The sequence below is a fragment of the Paenibacillus sp. J22P51 genome, from assembly GCF_059692215.1.
In genome coordinates, this window is record NZ_JCAUAZ010000015.1 from 13,002 (window position 1) to 30,510 (window position 17,509).

At 45.4% G+C, this 17,509-nt stretch carries 17 protein-coding genes; 9 read left to right on the forward strand and 8 right to left on the reverse strand.

All coding sequences use genetic code 11. The annotated features are described in order from the left end of the window. Positions 1-114: 114 nt before the first annotated feature. The 5 genes from AC58QC_RS24510 to AC58QC_RS24530 form a co-directional block, all read right to left on the reverse strand. Positions 115-1,104 carry a sulfite oxidase gene (locus tag AC58QC_RS24510; RefSeq protein ID WP_497417744.1) on the reverse strand — a complete coding sequence of 330 codons (990 nt, stop codon included), beginning with the start codon at positions 1,102-1,104 and terminating at the stop codon, positions 115-117. Between the two features lie 160 nt (positions 1,105-1,264). Next, complete coding sequence (locus AC58QC_RS24515) at positions 1,265-1,957, reverse strand: LrgB family protein (RefSeq protein ID WP_497417666.1); 693 nt, start codon at positions 1,955-1,957, stop codon at positions 1,265-1,267. Next, the gene (locus tag AC58QC_RS24520; RefSeq protein WP_497417667.1) at positions 1,954-2,352 is read right to left on the reverse strand and encodes a CidA/LrgA family protein; all 399 of its coding nucleotides are present in this window, start codon (positions 2,350-2,352) and stop codon (positions 1,954-1,956) included. Before AC58QC_RS24520 ends, AC58QC_RS24515 begins: the two co-directional genes overlap by 4 nt. Before the next feature lie 119 nt (positions 2,353-2,471). After that, positions 2,472-2,630, reverse strand: coding sequence for a sensor histidine kinase (locus AC58QC_RS24525; RefSeq protein ID WP_497417668.1), 159 nt, complete (start codon positions 2,628-2,630; stop codon positions 2,472-2,474). Between the two features lie 239 nt (positions 2,631-2,869). Then, positions 2,870-3,670: a helix-turn-helix transcriptional regulator gene (locus AC58QC_RS24530; protein WP_497417669.1), complete on the reverse strand. Its 801-nt coding sequence runs from the start codon at positions 3,668-3,670 to the stop codon at positions 2,870-2,872. 131 nt (positions 3,671-3,801) lie between these two features. Between AC58QC_RS24530 and AC58QC_RS24535 the strand changes: the two genes are divergently transcribed. Continuing rightward, complete coding sequence (locus tag AC58QC_RS24535; RefSeq protein WP_497417670.1) at positions 3,802-4,572, forward strand: phytanoyl-CoA dioxygenase family protein; 771 nt, start codon at positions 3,802-3,804, stop codon at positions 4,570-4,572. 160 nt (positions 4,573-4,732) lie between these two features. Here the strand turns inward: AC58QC_RS24535 and AC58QC_RS24540 are convergent, their stop codons facing one another. Further along, complete coding sequence (locus AC58QC_RS24540) at positions 4,733-4,999, reverse strand: hypothetical protein (protein ID WP_497417671.1); 267 nt, start codon at positions 4,997-4,999, stop codon at positions 4,733-4,735. A 228-nt stretch (positions 5,000-5,227) separates the two neighbouring features. On the opposite strand from AC58QC_RS24540, the gene AC58QC_RS24545 reads away from it, so the two are divergent. Next, complete coding sequence (locus AC58QC_RS24545) at positions 5,228-5,920, forward strand: hypothetical protein (protein WP_497417672.1); 693 nt, start codon at positions 5,228-5,230, stop codon at positions 5,918-5,920. Between the two features lie 145 nt (positions 5,921-6,065). Here AC58QC_RS24545 and AC58QC_RS24550 read toward each other — a convergent pair whose 3' ends face one another. Beyond that, complete coding sequence (locus AC58QC_RS24550) at positions 6,066-7,577, reverse strand: sulfatase family protein (protein WP_497417673.1); 1,512 nt, start codon at positions 7,575-7,577, stop codon at positions 6,066-6,068. 154 nt (positions 7,578-7,731) lie between these two features. Between AC58QC_RS24550 and AC58QC_RS24555 the strand changes: the two genes are divergently transcribed. From AC58QC_RS24555 to AC58QC_RS24585, 7 genes are all read left to right on the forward strand, one after another. Continuing rightward, entirely contained in the window at positions 7,732-8,577 is an 846-nt protein-coding gene (locus tag AC58QC_RS24555; protein ID WP_497417674.1) for an AraC family transcriptional regulator, read from the forward strand. A 139-nt stretch (positions 8,578-8,716) separates the two neighbouring features. Further along, positions 8,717-10,465 carry a cache domain-containing sensor histidine kinase gene (locus AC58QC_RS24560; protein ID WP_497417675.1) on the forward strand — a complete coding sequence of 583 codons (1,749 nt, stop codon included), beginning with the start codon at positions 8,717-8,719 and terminating at the stop codon, positions 10,463-10,465. Positions 10,466-10,468: 3 nt separating this feature from the next. After that, positions 10,469-12,028 (forward strand): response regulator transcription factor, encoded by a 1,560-nt coding sequence (locus AC58QC_RS24565; protein ID WP_497417676.1) that lies wholly within the window; start codon positions 10,469-10,471, stop codon positions 12,026-12,028. 39 nt (positions 12,029-12,067) lie between these two features. Next, complete coding sequence (locus AC58QC_RS24570) at positions 12,068-13,360, forward strand: ABC transporter substrate-binding protein (protein WP_497417677.1); 1,293 nt, start codon at positions 12,068-12,070, stop codon at positions 13,358-13,360. Positions 13,361-13,581: 221 nt separating this feature from the next. Next, a complete protein-coding gene (locus tag AC58QC_RS24575) occupies positions 13,582-14,484 on the forward strand; it encodes a carbohydrate ABC transporter permease (protein WP_497417678.1) in 903 nt (300 codons plus the stop codon). Between the two features lie 73 nt (positions 14,485-14,557). Beyond that, positions 14,558-15,337, forward strand: coding sequence for a carbohydrate ABC transporter permease (locus AC58QC_RS24580; RefSeq protein WP_497417745.1), 780 nt, complete (start codon positions 14,558-14,560; stop codon positions 15,335-15,337). A 24-nt stretch (positions 15,338-15,361) separates the two neighbouring features. Then, complete coding sequence (locus tag AC58QC_RS24585; protein ID WP_497417679.1) at positions 15,362-16,405, forward strand: glycoside hydrolase family 88/105 protein; 1,044 nt, start codon at positions 15,362-15,364, stop codon at positions 16,403-16,405. Positions 16,406-16,730: 325 nt separating this feature from the next. Here the strand turns inward: AC58QC_RS24585 and AC58QC_RS24590 are convergent, their stop codons facing one another. Next, complete coding sequence (locus AC58QC_RS24590) at positions 16,731-17,489, reverse strand: YheC/YheD family protein (RefSeq protein ID WP_497417680.1); 759 nt, start codon at positions 17,487-17,489, stop codon at positions 16,731-16,733. Between the last annotated feature and the right edge of the window lie 20 nt (positions 17,490-17,509).

Sequence of the window (17,509 nt, forward strand, 5' to 3'; positions counted from 1 at the left end):
TTACTATTTCATTGTACAACAAAAAATTAGCAGAGGCATCTTCAGAGAGGTAGCAGAAAATGCCAAAAAAGAGGGGGATATCCCTCTCTTTGCTAATTTGATATTTTTTTCACGTCAATCGACATAGACTTGTATGTGCCCAATCGTATTGTAGCCATAGCCTTTTACATTCCAAGCTGCCATTTCCGGTTGTGTGTTTCCTTGGGAATCCGATGCTCGAACGCTAATTTTGAATGTTCCCGATTGCTTCGCTTCCCATTTAAAGCACCAACGTCGCCAAGAATAGGCTTCATGGGGATCCAGCCACGTAGCGGGCTTCCAAGTATTCCCATTATCCGTGCTGATTTCAACAAGAACAACGGGATAAATGCCCGAGATCGCTGTACCGACTAGCCAATGTTCTCCTTTTGTGAGTACTTCCTGATCGGAGGGACGGGCAATCGTGGAATTTAAACGCATGGTTGTGACTGGCTCATCATCATGTGCGGATTGGTGATTGAGGATGTATTTGTAATCCACAGCTTGAAAAGGGCCTGTAAAGGGCTCATCAATAACCGAAATACGGTGTAACCATTTGACCGAAGCCATGCCATACCATCCTGGAACGATCAATCGTGCTGGGTACCCATGACGGTAGGGTAATGGCTTTCCATTCATATAAAGCGCAATTAACACATCTGGATGCAGAGCATCTTGGATCGGTAAACTTCTGGTATAAGCAATCACCCCAGGCATATCCGTCCTAACCCCTGTATCCATCCCCTCAAAGGTCACTTCAACCGCATTCATTCGAATGCCAGCTGCATTTAAAAGATCTGCAAGACGCACGCCAGTCCATATAGCATGACTACTGGCTCCTGACTCCCACTGCTCGCCACGTGTTTTTGGATGAAAAAAAGACCGCTTATCTCCCGCACATTCGAGCGTGACGGGTAACGAAACCAGATCCATGTGTAGAAGATCTTGATAACATAAATGAAGAGGTCGATTTACTAATCCTTCGATCTGAAGCCTCCACGTACGAGCATCCACATCAGGATAGGGAAAGTGATTCCGAATAAAAAAGAGATTCTCCGGCGTGATTCGACTACATAACGATACCATCGGGAATTCTTGGATTTCTGGTAGGAGTTTCCGGGTGATCAAATGAGGTGAGTACAACAAGGGGGACCTATCATCCTCTCGTAAAAAAGTCTTTACTAAAGTTATGATCCTCCCATTAAATTGAGATCACCTTCGCGTAAATCATATCAGCCAAAAACCACTACATAAACCACCAATACACCGGTATAAACAAAATTGACGTGATGATCCCGGCAGCCCCCATGGCGAAACCGCTCATACTGCCTTCTTCCTCTGAATCTTTGATGAGTCGTGCGGTGCCAATCCCGTGTGCAGCAGTCCCAACAGCGATGCCGATCGATAGAGAGTCTCGCAATCCGAGCCACGTCAGCAGCCTTCTGCCGACCATGCTTCCGAATAGCCCAGTGAGGACGGTCAGTACGGCCGTTAATTCCGGCAAGCCGCCGAGATGGCGTGAGATCTCTAGAGCGATAGGCGAGCTGACGGATTTCGGCAGCATGCTGAGCAGAATCTCGCGGCTCCCGCCGAGGAAGCCGACAAGGGCAGCGGCGCTGACGATGCCGGTCAACGATCCAATCGTAACGGCGATCAATATGCCGGTGATATGCTTTTTAATTAAGCCGGCATTCTTGTATAGCGGTACACCTAGAGCCACAGTTGCTGGCCCAAGCAGCACGGTAATCATATCCGCGCCCACCTTATAGGCGGAATAGGGGATGTGAAAGCTGAGCAGGATGCAGATGATCAAGCCTGAACATACAAAAAGCGGATGCAGCCACCGCCAACGCTTGTGAATATGTTGCGCAGCCGTGTAGGCTACTACACTAAGAGCGATGCCAAACAGCGGGTTCATTAACCAAGTTGAGGTGTTCATTTCATCCCACCTTCTGCAGATTTTTGCCCGTGTGTACCAGCATGAATCCGATGCCCTTTCTCCTCATGGCGCTGCATTTTAGAGGTAATGAATCCAGTTACAATCAGGACGGCCACAGAACTTCCTATGACGCCAACCCCGATGGAAAGCCAATTCGCCCCGATGAGGGGGAAGAAAGCCATGGTCCCAACGACAAAAGGGAGAAAAAACAACATCATATGCCCCGTAAACCAATTGGCCGTCGTTTCAACCCATTCAAGCTTAACCAGCTTCGTAAACAAGGCGATGGTAAAGAGAATTAAACCAATCACATTTCCTGGGAGCGGGATGTGAAAGCTCGTCTGGAGCCAGATGCCGATTCCATTAAAAGCAAGTAAAATCGCAAGTCCTAACATGTTGTCTCCTTCATAGGGGCACTCATGGCCCCTCTTATTTATCTCTGTTTCTGCCTACTGAGCAGGAATCCGTATCCTTACAGTCGTACCTTCGCAAGCTGACTATCGATCTCGATCACTTACGGATCTCCGAAATAGAAAACGATACGATTATGCACATTTTTGATTCCAATATGTGTTTCATCCAGTGTGTCTGAAGGCTGGGCGAGACGATTTCGCAGCTGTTGCAGCTTGATTTCATCCATGCCAATTCCATTATCCTTCACCTGTATGAGCAAGTCATCCCCCGATATTTGGGAAGATACCTCTAGCAACCCGGAAGGGAGGCTCCGTTCCAATCCATGCACAAAGGCATTCTCAATTTGCGGCTGTAACGAAATGCAAAACCTGCAACGCCTTACGAGAAGCCCGCGGGCAGCAAAATCGTGTTAGCTTTCATGAGTAAAGCGTGGATTGAAGCGTGATAAGTAATCCGAGCCTAAAGTGAAGGGTTCCCCGCAATAGGCTCAGAATCCTGTCATTTCCCCCGCCAGTTGCCGTGCCGGTAATCAGACGGCGTGGTTCCTGTTGTGCTTTTGAAAACACGCGCAAAATGAAACGAGTTCTTGAAGCCGCAGCGCATAGCGATTTCGCCAATCGATAAGCCTGTCTGCGCAAGTAATTCGTTGGCCCTCAGAATCCGATAATTCCACACGAATTTGATCGGTGTGATGCCTTCGTGCTTACGAAACAAGCGAACGAGATGCTCCGGAGACAACCCGACTTCATCGGCAATTGCCTCCAGCGAGAGATGGTCGTGGAATTGCTGTTCGATAATTTTCTTCGCATGTAGAACAGAAGGATGTGTATGCTGCGTTTGGCTGCTTGTCGAATCTGCAATAAATAGCTGAATGGCTGCCAGTCCCAGACTGCAAAGTGGTTCTGAGGCAGCCTCATATCGCAATCTTAAAGAAATGAGCATATCGGTTATCCGATTCATTTCTTCGCTAATAGCTTGTGTATTCGGTAGTTGCTCCAGCTGATTCCGCTGATGATCCGAGAGTTCATCAACACGCACGGCAATCCAACGATGCCACGTTTCTTGCTCTTTGGCGAACAGAAACTGTTCTTGATGGCCCGGCTTCAGGAGGATCACCTGCCCAGGCTGGACAACATGTGGAACATCATCAATATATACAGTCATGGAGCCGCTATGCAGCAAAACTAGCTGAAGATCAGGCTGAATACGTGGGCCGAAACGACTGCCGGGCGGGTATACAATACTTCCACTAGCAGCGTAGTGTATACGCGGTAATTGAATGTTATTATGTAACGGCATAATTAATCAATGTCCTTTTTTATCTAGAAATATCAATTGCAGATATATTGTCGTCAATCACAGCCATGTTCGAAAGCAGCGTTCGTCTGTATGCTAAGTATATAGTGCGAGCTTTCATTTTGAAAGGGGAAATGGAAATGGAGAGTCAACTCAAGGATCGTCTGACACCGATTGGGGAAAAAGAATTAGCATTTTTTCATGAGCATGGGTATTATTTGTTGAAAAAGGGATGCAGCGCGGATCTCATTGATGCCTTTAATGGACACATTCATAGTATCCGAGCTTCGAATGAGATGCCCGAATGGGCTCTCCCCAAAAAGGCTGGCTCACAAGTGAATGATAAAGATCGCTTTTCCGTCAGACTTTTCAATCCGCATAAGCATGACGGTTTCTCGCAGCAGTTGATGAAACTCCCTATTGTGCGGGGCGCACTTGCGCAAATGATGGGCGATGAAGCTGTTTGCGTGCAAAGTATGTACTTCTATAAGGAGCCGGGCTCCCCAGGGCAAGCGCCGCACCAGGATTATTACTATATCAAGGATGACCCGAAATCGATGATTGCGGCTTGGATTGCTTTGGAGGAACTGGTAGACGAAGAAAACGGCTGCCTATGGGTGATTCCTGGCACACACAAGCTAGGCTTGCTGCCACATGGGAAAGTGAAGAATCTCGAGGAACATGAAAGCTGGACAGATGAAACCGAGGGTGTCGATCTTGCACATGAGATTCCAGTCATCATGGAGAAAGGTGATATTTTATTTTTCCATGAGCTGCTCATTCACTCTTCCTACAAAAACCGCAGTAAAGATCGCTGGCGCCGCTCCTACGTGTGTCATTATATCCGCCACGATTCCAGCGTCTTACACCGTGAAGATTTACGTGTGAAATATCCGCTATACTAAACAGAAACTGGCCTTTCATCCCACAGATGAGAGGCCAGTTTCTGTTTTAAACTAGTAACATCCATTTGGGAAATCTTGGGATTGTTGCGTCCAGAGCAACACGGCTGGGCAATGTGGGGCGTTCCAGCCGTAACACTCGTTGTCGTGATGGGCGCTTATTTTATATGGTCACAGGGGTTAAGGCATTATTCGAGTGTGGCGGGATAAATTGTTCATTTCGACTGCAGTCGATATACATGGGATACACACCTTCCTGAATAGGAGAGGGAACCCTGCTGACAACGACGGTAACCGCTTCGGTGAGTGGTTCTTGCAGGTTTGAAGCAGTCTGTCTGAGGCGTTTACTCTTCTCGAAAACATCGATGACGAGATAGTACATAATACATAGCACGATAAAACCCAATCCACAGATTTGTAAGTTTTGCATCCTAGTACGCCTCCTATGAATCATTTTTCATAGATTAACGTATTTAGGATGCGATGTCGCTCGAAAATCGTTGTCGTTTTCTGACATTTTGTCAAACGGCTTCAAATTATGTTTGTTCATCTTGACATTGTCAGTGAGAACCATTATCATTCGTTATAGTGTAGCTAAATGAAAATGATTATCAATTGATGACGGATGTGAACAGCAGCATGAGGGGGCGAGGGCGAGATGAATAATAGCGAAAGCGGTATTGGCGTCGGGACCTTGGAGGTCATTGCAGATTATCAGTTAGAGCGATGGCTGCACACCCTTTCACATAAAGATAATAGATCAACCTCCGAGGAGCTGAATTGGCAGCAGCTTACCCAATTCGCGGCCTATCATGCGATCAACGCATGGTATACGTTACCTGTGACTGCTCGAACGCGTTGTGTTTTAAAGAAAGAGTTCGAAAAAAAATGGACGAATAAAGTTCAAAAATTTGGGACGGATACCTTCTATAGCGAGGTTAAGCAGCTAGTCGTAGATCAGTTGTATCACATTCTGACGAACGAAAGTCGAAGCGAATGGCCGCTCCTTTTATTTGAAAGCATGAATGTGTGGGTCGAAGAGCTTGATATGGGATTATCCATGATCATTCAAGCGATGGAAGCCTCGCAACAATCCGTTATGATCTATAAATTTGTCATGGAAGACAGTGTGGCATCACTTGCACTGTTTACACATATGTCGGTTGTTTTTTGTAACAAAGCTTTTGGTACGATACCTGTTAAGCTGCAAGTCGTTAATCTGATGAGCGGTAAGCAGCATTGTATAGAGACGAACAATTTTACAATGGATCAATCACTGGATTATCTCAGACTTGTGAAAGATGTATATTTGGAAAGTCGCAGATGTACTTGCTGCAGAGAAGAGGGGTGACCGATCTGCTGATTTGGCGAGATATGATGGTCATATCGACGCGTGATTCAGGTGTTAAATATAAGCATGCCGATAAGACAAGCTTTCAAAGAAGCTCCCAGCGTTCCATGTGCGGGAGCTTCTTTTTTTTGGCATTTCAATAAACCTAAGCATGCCATATTCGCGGCATCGCCAATGGCTCTTTCCCAAGCTCGGCCCAAATATAAGACAGCAGCAGAGTGGCTTTCAAATCTTTAAAGTCAGGATCATCCCATAAATTTTGAATCTCACCTGGATCCTCCTTGAGATCAAAGAGTTCACCATAGGTTTGATTATAGTAGACGGTTAGTTTATACCGATCATCCACATACGTCTTCTGATGAATGGTCGTCTTCTCGTGATGGAATTCACAGATCGCATGCTCACGTACTCGTTCAGTATGACCTGTCCACACGCCACTTTGATCAACACCCGTCATGAAGATAGGGATCGGCAGGCCTGCCATGGAGAGGAAGGTAGGCGCGAGATCAACGAGGGACTGGATGGCATTTGAGGTTTTGCCAGCAGGAACATGACCTGGGTAACGAACGATAAATGGCAGCTTAATTAAATCCTCATAATGGAAGCCGCCTTTATATTGAAGGCCGTGCTGTCCGAAGAAATGACCATGATCCGTTGTGAATACAACGATCGTATTCTCGGCAAGTCCGAGTGCGTCAAGCCGATCCAAGATACGGCCAATGTGCGCGTCCATGCAGCTAATCATACCGTAATAGGTCGCTACGAGTTGTTTACGCTCACTTTCTGGCAGGTGGGAATGCGAGTGATAGCCATGAATGCCATAGCCGCTTTCTTGTAAATGAGAAAAGTCGGGATTCTCTTCCTGTGTTAGACGAAAGTGCGGCGGATTCTTCTCATGTTCGCCAGGCGTTACAGTTGGGATGGTTAACTTGTCCGGATCATACATCCTGTCCCATGGGGAAGGGACTAAATAGTCAGGATGGGGATCGAAGAAGCTCGACCATAGGAAGAAGCTTTCCTCGGATTCCTGGTACTGCTCCAGAAGGGCATTTGTCCTTTCAGCTATCCAGGTATTATAGTGAAACTCTTCGGGAATCGCCCAATGATGCAGCTGATCAGGGTCCATCGTTCCTGTCGGAGCTAAGAAATAATCGCGCCAATTGGTGAGTCCTTTCTCCTCCATCCATAGTGCATAATGTTGTCCCACATGTGCTTCATTCGTATGGTTACGCGCTAACTCAACATGGTCAAAACCATAGAAAGGCTGATCGAATGCTTTCCAGAAGTCGAGGTCTTGCAGGAGTGGATACGCTTCTAGCGAGGGGTATTCTTCTGTGCCTTTGAGCGGGTGGAAATGTGCTTTACCAATCAGCGCTGTACAATAATCTGCTTTCTTGAAATCTTCACCAACGGTATGTCGACTTTCCAAAAGCTTCGTACCGAGCGTCCATGCGCCATGTTGGCTAGGATATTGGCCTGTAATGATGGAAGCTCTTGTCGGTGTACAGGTAGGATTAGGACAATAAGCCCGGGTAAAGGTCGTTCCTTCCTGGACAAGTCGATCCAAATTTGGTGTGGATATTTCAGGATTAAAAGCACCAATCGTATTCCAATGCTGTTGATCACTTGTGATGAGAAGAATATTCGGTTTCTTCAAAGATCATCTCCACCTTTCATTTTGCGTAGTACACACTATGATTAGTATAAAAATATGAGGGAGATAACAACATGATAGGATGTTAGAAGTTGTCATTTTGTCTACTTTTAATTAAGCTAGGGAGAAGAGAAACAAGTGGTGAAGGAGGTTTGGGATGCAGGAGTTTGAGATGGAATTTGCGGATATGTGGTTTGCGATTCCTCACCCGTTTCAAGTTGCAAGCGGCTGTTGGATTGTACGCGCAGGTCAGAACATGGCCAAGTCTACTTATCAGATTGGACCCAAGGTAATTGAGCAGACAAGCTTTCATTGGATTATACAAGGCGGGGTAAAGGTGACTTCGCATGAGCGAACGGTTGAGTTAAGTGAGGGAGATCTGTTCTGTTTATTTCCCGGACGTCCTTATGTGTATGAAACGATGCATACGGAAGATAGCAGCAGTCCTCCGTTGAAGATGATTTGGCTTGCTATGGAAGGGAATCAATTGCCGCTATTAACAGCGGAGTTTGGACTTACCCCAGATAAATATTGGCTAAGCGGAATCATGAGCAACGAAGTTGGTGAGGCACTGCGGAGTGTGATAGGCATCGTTTCGGGATCGAAGAAAAACATGTTTCTTGAACAGCGGGCGCTCAGTGACCTATTTTATAAAATGAATCTGCAAGTGAACCGTTCTACCGCACGGGAGAAAGAGAATTGGCTGGCGCAAGTAAAGGATTTCTTCGATCTGCATTATACTGAACATATTCGTGTGGAGGATGCAGCCGAGCATTTTGGCTACCATCGGTCCCATTTATATGCAGCATTTATGAAAAAGTATGGCATCTCGCCGCAGCGTTATTTAGCCCGAAAGCGTTTGGAGAAGGGGGCGGATCTCCTGAAAACAACGTCGTTATCCGTGACGGAAATCGCCTACTCGTTGGGTTACTCCGAGCTTTATGCGTTCACGCGTGCTTTCACGACATATATGGGTGTCTCCCCAAGGACATACAGGAGTTAATATTACGATTTCTGCAGAATATCTGGCAGGCGTTGTCCCACAGGAGAGAGAACCCTTGTGGGATTTTCTTTTGACCGTTGACCATTATCCTTTCGGGTGCCATAATCGAATACAAAACGACGTAGGGAGTCAGTCAAGCATGAGTTTACGTTCAGTCATAGACGCTTATCGGCATATGAAGATTAAAAACAAGTTGTCGATTCTGATAACGATGATTATCGCGGTTTCGTTGACATTTACGATCATGATTCAGCAGTATGTGTTCTCGATCTATGACGGACAAATATATGAGAAATCCTCGCGCGTACTTAATTTATCGTCAACGGCGATCGAAACAGAGCTCAAGCGATTGCAGCAGCTTTCTTACCGGATTTTGGCGGAAGAGCAGGTTCAGGAATGGTTGACTCTGCTCAAAAAAAATCCGTCCGATTATGACCGCCTCATTATTAGTCATTATTTGATAGATCGATTGATCAGCTATTCAGGTGAGGAACCTTATTTATTTTCCATTCAAATTTTGGATGCCCAAGGAAACGAGCACGAAGGCGGCAACATTCTAAGGATGGACGAAGAAAGGAAAAAACATATTCTGAGTGTCGCAGCGGAGGGTAATGGGGAAAACCGATGGCTTTACCCGGATAACAACGATTCGGCATTGATCGCGACACGGGAAATTCGCTCATTTCATAAAACGAACTTTGACTTGGATTACTTAGGGACGCTTGTCATCCGAATCAATATTGAGAAAATCGTTCGCGATATTGCACCGGAAGAGGGCGATGTGATGATCGTTTCCGATGGACATGTGATATTCCCAAGTGATCCTTCCTTTGATTCGAGTCGAATTGCTAAGCCGATGAAAGCCGTTAAAGGGTATGAATTTCAGAATATTGACGGTGAAGAATATTTCATTGCTCAAATACAATCCCTGAACACAGGTTGGACCTATTTGAATATAACGCCATTTAATCAAATTTTTGATCGTATTGTATTCATTAAAGAAATGGTCGTATTCGTCTTCATTGCCATCTTCGTGGTCGTCATTTTGTTAGGAATACGATTCTCGTACAGCTTAACTCGACCGATAGACGAGTTGATGGTGCGTATGAAGCTGGCAGAGAAAGGGAATTTCGAAGAAGCGAATTTATTTCCGCCAGGCGGCCAGGTCGCAATGAATGAAATCGGGCTCTTACAGAGGAGCTTCCGGTTCATGATTGAACGCATCAATACATTAATTCAGGAGAATTATGCCAATCGACTTCTCATTAAGGAGACGGAATTTAAAGCCTTGCAGTCGCAAATAAATCCGCATTTTCTGTACAACACGTTGGAATCGATTAATTGGATGGCGAAGGTGAATCGGCAATCCAAAATTTCCGAGATGGTGGAAGCACTTGCGTATTTGCTTCGCCACTCCGTGGATCTGAAGGAACCAATTATTACGCTAGGTGAGGAAATTGATATCGTTCGAAGCTATGTGACAATTCAGAAAATACGCTTCGAAGAGCGGTTGGTGTTCAAGCTGGATGTGCCTGAAGAATTAATGGATCGCGCCATTCCTAAGCTAACGCTCCAGCCTTTGATGGAGAATGCGATTCATTATGCGCTGGAGTCAACCATCGAGCCTTGTGAAATCTCGATCCGAGGCTGGAGTAACGAAGAGGGAATCTACCTTGCGGTTGAGGATACAGGCCCCGGGATGCCGAGAGGCATGATTGAAAGACTGCGGAGTGGTGAAGTGACAACGAAAGGCAAAGGCATTGGTCTCCTGAATATCGATGATCGCATTAAACTAGCCTTCGGTGAAGCTTATGGGATTCGTGTGGATGAGACTGCTGAGCATGGCGCTTCTATCATTTTATGTTTACCGATAAGAACGGAGGAATAAGGGATGTACAAAGTATTGTTAGTTGATGACGAGAGAATAATTCTAGACGGCATTTCTCGCATGGTGGATTGGCCGTCCTTACAAACCGAGCTTATCGGGACCGCGCGTAATGGCGTCGAGGCCTTTGAATTTATACAGAGACAGGCTCCAGACATGATCATTAGTGATATTCGAATGCCAGGGATGGATGGACTAGAGCTGGTTGAGCGTGTTCATGAGGCGTATCCTCATATCCGATTCGTGCTGCTATCAGGTTTTGGTGAATTTGACTACGCGAGCAGAGCAATGCAATATGGCGTTAAACATTATTTACTCAAACCAACTAACGAAGGTAAAATCGGTGAAGCGCTGCAGGAGATTGTGGCAGAGCTTGAGCAGGAAACGAGTAAGGAGTCGTTCGTTCGAAACATGAAGGCAGAGCTTGAGAAAGTGATGCCGCATGTGAAAGAGCAATTCCTGAAGGAGTTCGTCACGAATAAAACGTATGGAAATTGGGATTGGGATTATTTCCGAAGCTTATTTAGACTCGACTTTGATTATCAAATTCGACTACTTCTGTTCCAATTGGAAGAAGGGTTCGAGTTCGAGCATCTGTTCGCTATCAAGAATATTGCCCAGGAAATCTTGGATAGTCCCCTTCTAAGTACAACGATTGGGAATCATGTCTTAATTCTTATTGAGGAATCAGATCACATTGATCAACTCCATGAGCGGATCTATCATATACGGGACACGTTTCAAATGTACTACAAAATGGATGCGACGATCGCGCTCAGTGAGCCGAGCCATATTACGAAGGCCAGACATCTGTATAAGCAATGCCTGCATCTCTTGAATTACCGCTTTTATCTGGGAGAAGGCAGCCTCATTACGCGTAAGGACACGGCGGTCTCCCAAGAGGTTTCGCCGAAGGAGCTAGGGTGGGACGAGGAACGGTTGAATATGTCGGTGAGATCCGGACATCGCGAGGAAGCGGAGGCAGCTTTGCATGCCTTTATCGGGGGATTGAAGGAAGCGCAGCTGGACATTGATGTGACGAAATCATACGTTATTCAGCAATTCGTTTCGCTTGTTCGGCAGTGTGCACCGGAAGAAATGAATGAGTATTTCACGCAAATTCCATTAATTGTGGAAATGAATACACTTCAAACGATCCAGACGTTCTTGGAAAATGTTGTTATTACGATGACGGAACGATTCTACGGGCTCAATAAAGTGAAGCATAGTGCAATTGTTCAAAAAGTGATCGATGTGATTGATGCCCAGCTCGGGAACTCAGATCTCAGCTTGAATTGGGTGGCGCATGATATGCTGTATATGAACGCGGACTATCTCGGGAAATTATTCAAGAAGGAAACAGGAGAGAAATTTTCCAATTATGTGATGAAAGCTCGAATCTCACGAGCCACAGAAATGATCGCTGATGATGCTGATATCAAAATTTTCGAACTCGCGGAGCGACTAGGCTTCGGTGACAATCCACAATATTTTAGTCAAGTATTTAAGAAATATCGGGGTTCAACACCTTCTGAATACATGAAATTGACAGACAATTCGTTATAAACAAATAATAACCAATTCAACTTTGGGGATGAAATACAGATGAAAAAAGTCATGTTCACTGTAATCTCGGCCGCCGTACTACTTGCAGGTTGCGGTACTAGCGGTTCTAACGGATTAACACTGAAGACGAGTGGCAAAATAAACCCAGTTACACTGAAAGTTGCTTGGTGGGGTGGACAAGCTCGCCACGATTATACGTTGAAAGTGATTGAATTGTACCAGAAGAAGCATCCGAATGTGAAAATTGAATCCGAGTATGCTGCTTTCGACGATTATTGGAAAAAGCTCGCGCCTCAGGCTGCTGCTAGTGGATTACCCGATGTATTTCAAATGGACATCTCCTACCTTACGCAGTATGGAAGCAAAGGACAGTTGGAAGATTTCGAACCCTATACACAGAGTGGCGTTCTAAATGTGAAGGATATTAGCATGAACAACCTTTCCGGTGGAAAAGTAGATGGCAAGCTAGTTGCGATTAGTGCTGGCTCCAATGCCCTTCAAGCTACGGTTGATCCGCAAATGCTGAAGGATGCGGGGATTACGCCGAAGCGAGATTGGACGTTTGCTGATTGGGAGGCTATTGGCGCTCAATTGAATGCCAAAGGGAAGCTGCTAGCTGCTGATCTACGTCATGATGTCATCTTTCCGTTCTTCTTAAGAGGCCAAGGCCAGAAAATGTACGGAGCTGATGGAGCTTCACTTGGTTACGCCGACGACAAACCTTTCATTGTTTTCTACACCATGTACAAAAAATGGTACGATTCTGGATACCTACTTCCGCTAGATAAGTTAGCTCAGAAAAAAGGAACGCCAGAAGACGATGAAGTGGTACTAGGCAACGCAGTTTCGTTGAATGGTTGGTCGAACCAATTTATCCTTGTCAACACAGCTGCGAAGCGATCACTTGATATTCTTCCGATTCCAGGCTGGAATCAGAACAAAGCACTATACTTGAAACCAAGCATGTATTGGACAGTTGCGAAGTCCTCTAAAGTCAAAGAAGAAGCTGTCAAATTCGTTGACTTCCTGATTAATGATATCGATGCGAACAAGATTATTAAAGGGGAGCGCGGCGTACCCGTTTCCTCCAAGGTGAAGGAAGCACTACTGCCGGATCTCACACCAGAGCAAAAGAAAGTATTTGAATATGTCGCTTGGGCTGAGAAAAACAGCTCCCAAATGGATCCTCCGAACCCGGTAGGTGCGATTGAAGTTGATACATTGCTCAAGGATACCGTTGAGCAAATTCTATACAAAAAGCTGACGGTTGAAGAAGGCGCAGCTAAATTTCGCCAGGATGCGACGGCAATTCTAGCAAAGAATAAGAAGTAATATGAGACAAGCTCCGCAGAATTCACTGCGGAGTCTTTTTTTTTGACATGGACGAGATGAATAAACCGCTTACAAAGTGTACGCTGACCTCGGCTAATTAAACAAAATGAACTGTTTTTTGCCTTCTTTGTGAGTCCAATCCTCTTTATAATACAGATAGAGAAGAGATGAGGCGTAAAGTCCTTCATTCCTGAGATCAAACATATAGGGGCTGATTAACAATGAACAAGCTGCGGGATAACGATAACCTAGTCGGGTATGTGTTTGCTTCTCCGTTTATACTAGGCTTTCTCATTTTCACGTTGTACCCAATCATTTCGTCACTTTACTATTCATTTACGGACTACAATTTATTTGAAGCACCTAGTGTAATTGGGTTCGACAATTATCAGAAGATGTTTACAGCGGATGATAAATATTGGAAATCATTAAGTGTTACTTTTACGTATGTATGTGCCAGCGTTCCTTTACGGCTTATTTTCGCTTTAGCGGTTGCTATGTTGTTGAATAAAGCGGCTCGGGGGATTGGTGTTTATCGCTCATCCTTTTATCTTCCTTCGTTGATCGGCGGCAGTGTTGCCGTTTCCATCATGTGGACGCAGTTGTTTGGTGACAAAGGACTGCTGAATTCCTTCTTAGCCGTCTTCGGCATTCATACAGACATATCTTGGATCGGAAATCCAGCAACAGCGATTTGGACATTGATTGCTCTGTCTGTCTGGCAGTTCGGATCGTCCATGTTGATCTTCCTTGCAGGTCTCAAGAACATCCCGTATTCCTACTATGAAGCAGCAAGTGTGGATGGCGCGAGCAAGGTCAGACAATTTTTCAATATTACTTTGCCGCTCCTTAGCCCAATCATTTTATTTAACCTCATCATGCAGACGATATCTGCATTCATGACGTTTACGCCAGCTTACATCATTTCACGTGGTGAAGGTGGACCCCTCGATAATACATTGCTTTATTCGCTTTACTTGTATCGCAGAGCGTTCCAGTTTTACGAGATGGGCTACGCATCGGCAATGGCTTGGGTCATGCTCTTGTTAATCGGACTTATCGCACTGGTTCTATTCCAAACCTCCAAGTACTGGGTGTATTACGAATCGAAGGGAGAGCGGTAAAATGCTCAACGTCAGCATGAGAAAAACCTTGAAGCCTTATGCGTATCATATTATTGTTGGCGCAATTGCCTTAATGATGATTTATCCCATTCTTTGGCTTATTGCGAGTTCACTTAAACCGAATGATGAGATTTTTACAACCACCTATAGCTTAATACCAAGTAAAATCGCCTGGGAGAATTATGTGTCAGGTTGGAAGGGCTTTGCTGGAAACACATTCGCTACTTTCTATCTCAACTCGTTCTACATCGTTATTTTGTCGACGATCGGAGCGGTCGTGAGCTCGGCATTAGTTGCGTATGCATTCGCGCGCATTCCGTTTGCAGGCAAAAACATCTGGTTCACCTGCATGATGATTACGATGATGCTTCCGCATGACGTCACCATCATTCCACAGTATGTGATGTTCTCGAAGTTGGGCTGGCTATCTTCATTTAAACCAATCATACTGCCGCAATTTTTCGCGATTCCATTCTTCATTTTTCTCATTATGCAGTTTATCCGCACGATTCCTGTCGAGCTGGATGAAGCGGCGAAAATGGACGGTTGCAGCAAATACAGTATTTTCTTCCGAATTCTAGTGCCATTAATCGTACCTTCACTTATTACAGCGACCATTTTCTCTTTCTACTGGCGCTGGGAGGATTTCATCAATCCGCTGCTTTATTTGAATAAACCTTCGCTTTATCCAGTGTCATTAGCCCTCAAGCTATTTCTGGACGGCGATTCACTCAACAACTGGGGCGGGATGTTTGCAATGGCATCGTTGTCACTGATTCCGATCATCATCGTGTTCTTTATTTTTCAGCGTTACATTGTGGAAGGAATTTCTACAAGCGGTTTGAAAGGATAAATTATGAGAGGGGATTTATTGGACATGCCGAAATTAGTTTTTAATGAAAATGAGATTAGATCAGCAATCGACCGTGTGGTAGACCGCACGTTTCGCATGGACTTCGGTTGGGATTGGCCAGGCGGTGTCGCGTTTTATGGGGTTTGTGAAGCTTATGCAGCGACTGGGAATGAATCTTATCTGACCAGGTTGAAGGCTTGGGTGGATGAAAATATGGAGGATGGCTTGCCGAGGCTCTCGGTCAATGCGGTGTCCATCGGACATTCCCTTCTTACCTTGTATGAAGTGACGAAAGACGAGAAATATCTAGACACTGTCAAGGAAATGGCTGATTTCTTGACAACACAAGCGGAGCGCTTTGGGGACGACATTCTCCAGCATACCGTTAATTCCGAAACGTATAATTTCCCAGAACAAGCCTGGGTTGACACGATGTTTATGGCGGGTTACTTCCTACTGCGTGTCGGTAAATTGCTTAATAACGAGGACTACTTCGAGCTTGGCTTGAAGCAGTATCATGGACATGAAAATGTTCTACAGGATGCGAAAACCAATATGTATTATCACGGTTGGGACAACATTGCTCAGAACAATATGTCCGCCATGTTCTGGGCGCGTGGGAATTCTTGGGCATCGCTAACGATGGCGCGTGCGCTCCATCTCGTATCAGTTACACATCCTTCGTTCATGATCATTGATGGTTCACTTCGTGATCAACTGAGCTCACTTGTCCGATTACAGGATGAATCAGGCTTGTGGCACACAATTCTGGATGATCCAACTGCGCCTCTAGAGACCTCCGGCTCTGCAGGTATTGCTACGGCTTTGCTCACGAGAGGACGACTATATAACAAGTATACACAGAAGTCGATCGACGGTATCTTGGCTCGCATCACCGAGGAAGGCACCGTAACAGGCGTCTCCGCAGGGACAGCGGTTATGGAAAACGCCGAAGGCTACAAAGGCGTGCCTGACAAACGCATCCAAGGGTGGGGACAAGGGCTAACCTTGACGTTCCTTGCCGAGGTGTTGAATTCGAAGAAAAATAGCTTCGGGAATGGCTGCTGAGCGGAACCAACAAACTGGGTCGTTTTCCGACAGTGGTTAGATGGAAATTATACAGTTCATTTCACGCAATATCGTTAATAATCAACTTTAAATGGAAAACCTCCAGCTAATATTCACATTCCCGCGTTAATCGCAGCGAATGCTCGAAAATAGCTGGAGGTTTTCCTGCTAATTCCCAATAATCCAAGAAATAAAAGAAAATAGATGGACATTATCCATCTATTTCAAGTAGTAGAGCTTTAGTTTTTCGCGCTTCCACGCATCATTCACATTTCGCTTGCCACCACATGCCAGCACTCCGCGCATGTAACGCTTGAAACGCTACCTATTTCGTTCGCCCGTATTGCTTGCCCGTGTCGACCATACGCCGATACAATTTGCGATTTGACATATTCTTCAAAGGGTAGAACTGAGGCCGTGTGTTCACTTCCAGAATCCACGGCTTCCCCTTTGAATCCAGTGCAACGTCGAGCCCCAGTTCTCTGAACCCTTTCTTATGACTATCAAAGTTGTGCCCAACGGAGACGCCTAGCTGTTTCAATTCCACTTCTCTTTCATGGATAATTGGCTTGGAATAACCAGCGCCTAGCATTGTCGGCTGGAAGTACCCAATGTTCCCGCCTTGATTATAATTGGTTGCTACCTTACCCGGTCTGCCGATTTTGGTGAAGATTCCAGTACTGATCCATTCACCTTGATTCGTCTTCTGCACCATGACGCGAATATCGAAGGGTCTTCCTTTTGTTTTGGCGAGTTGAATCCCTTTCTGCAGTAAAAAGGAACGATCATCGGCGAAATGAGAGAGCTCCTTATACAGACGTTTCTCCGACTTGAAGAAGGTTTTTTTTCGATTCAATTGGGTTAGGAAGCCGCTCGGTTTCCGCTTAATACGAATAATATTCGAGCCGCCTGAACCGCCTGTTGGCTTAAAGAAGACAGTTTTATAACTAGAAAGCATAGAACTCAAATTACTTTTCGTAAAAAGCACGGTTCGAGGGACATATGGGCGTAATTTAGGCTGCTGAAGCAGCCATTCTGTTTTACGCCATTTGCTTTTAATTGAACTGCTTTTATACGTGGGCATAGGGCGTACACCTCTTTTTA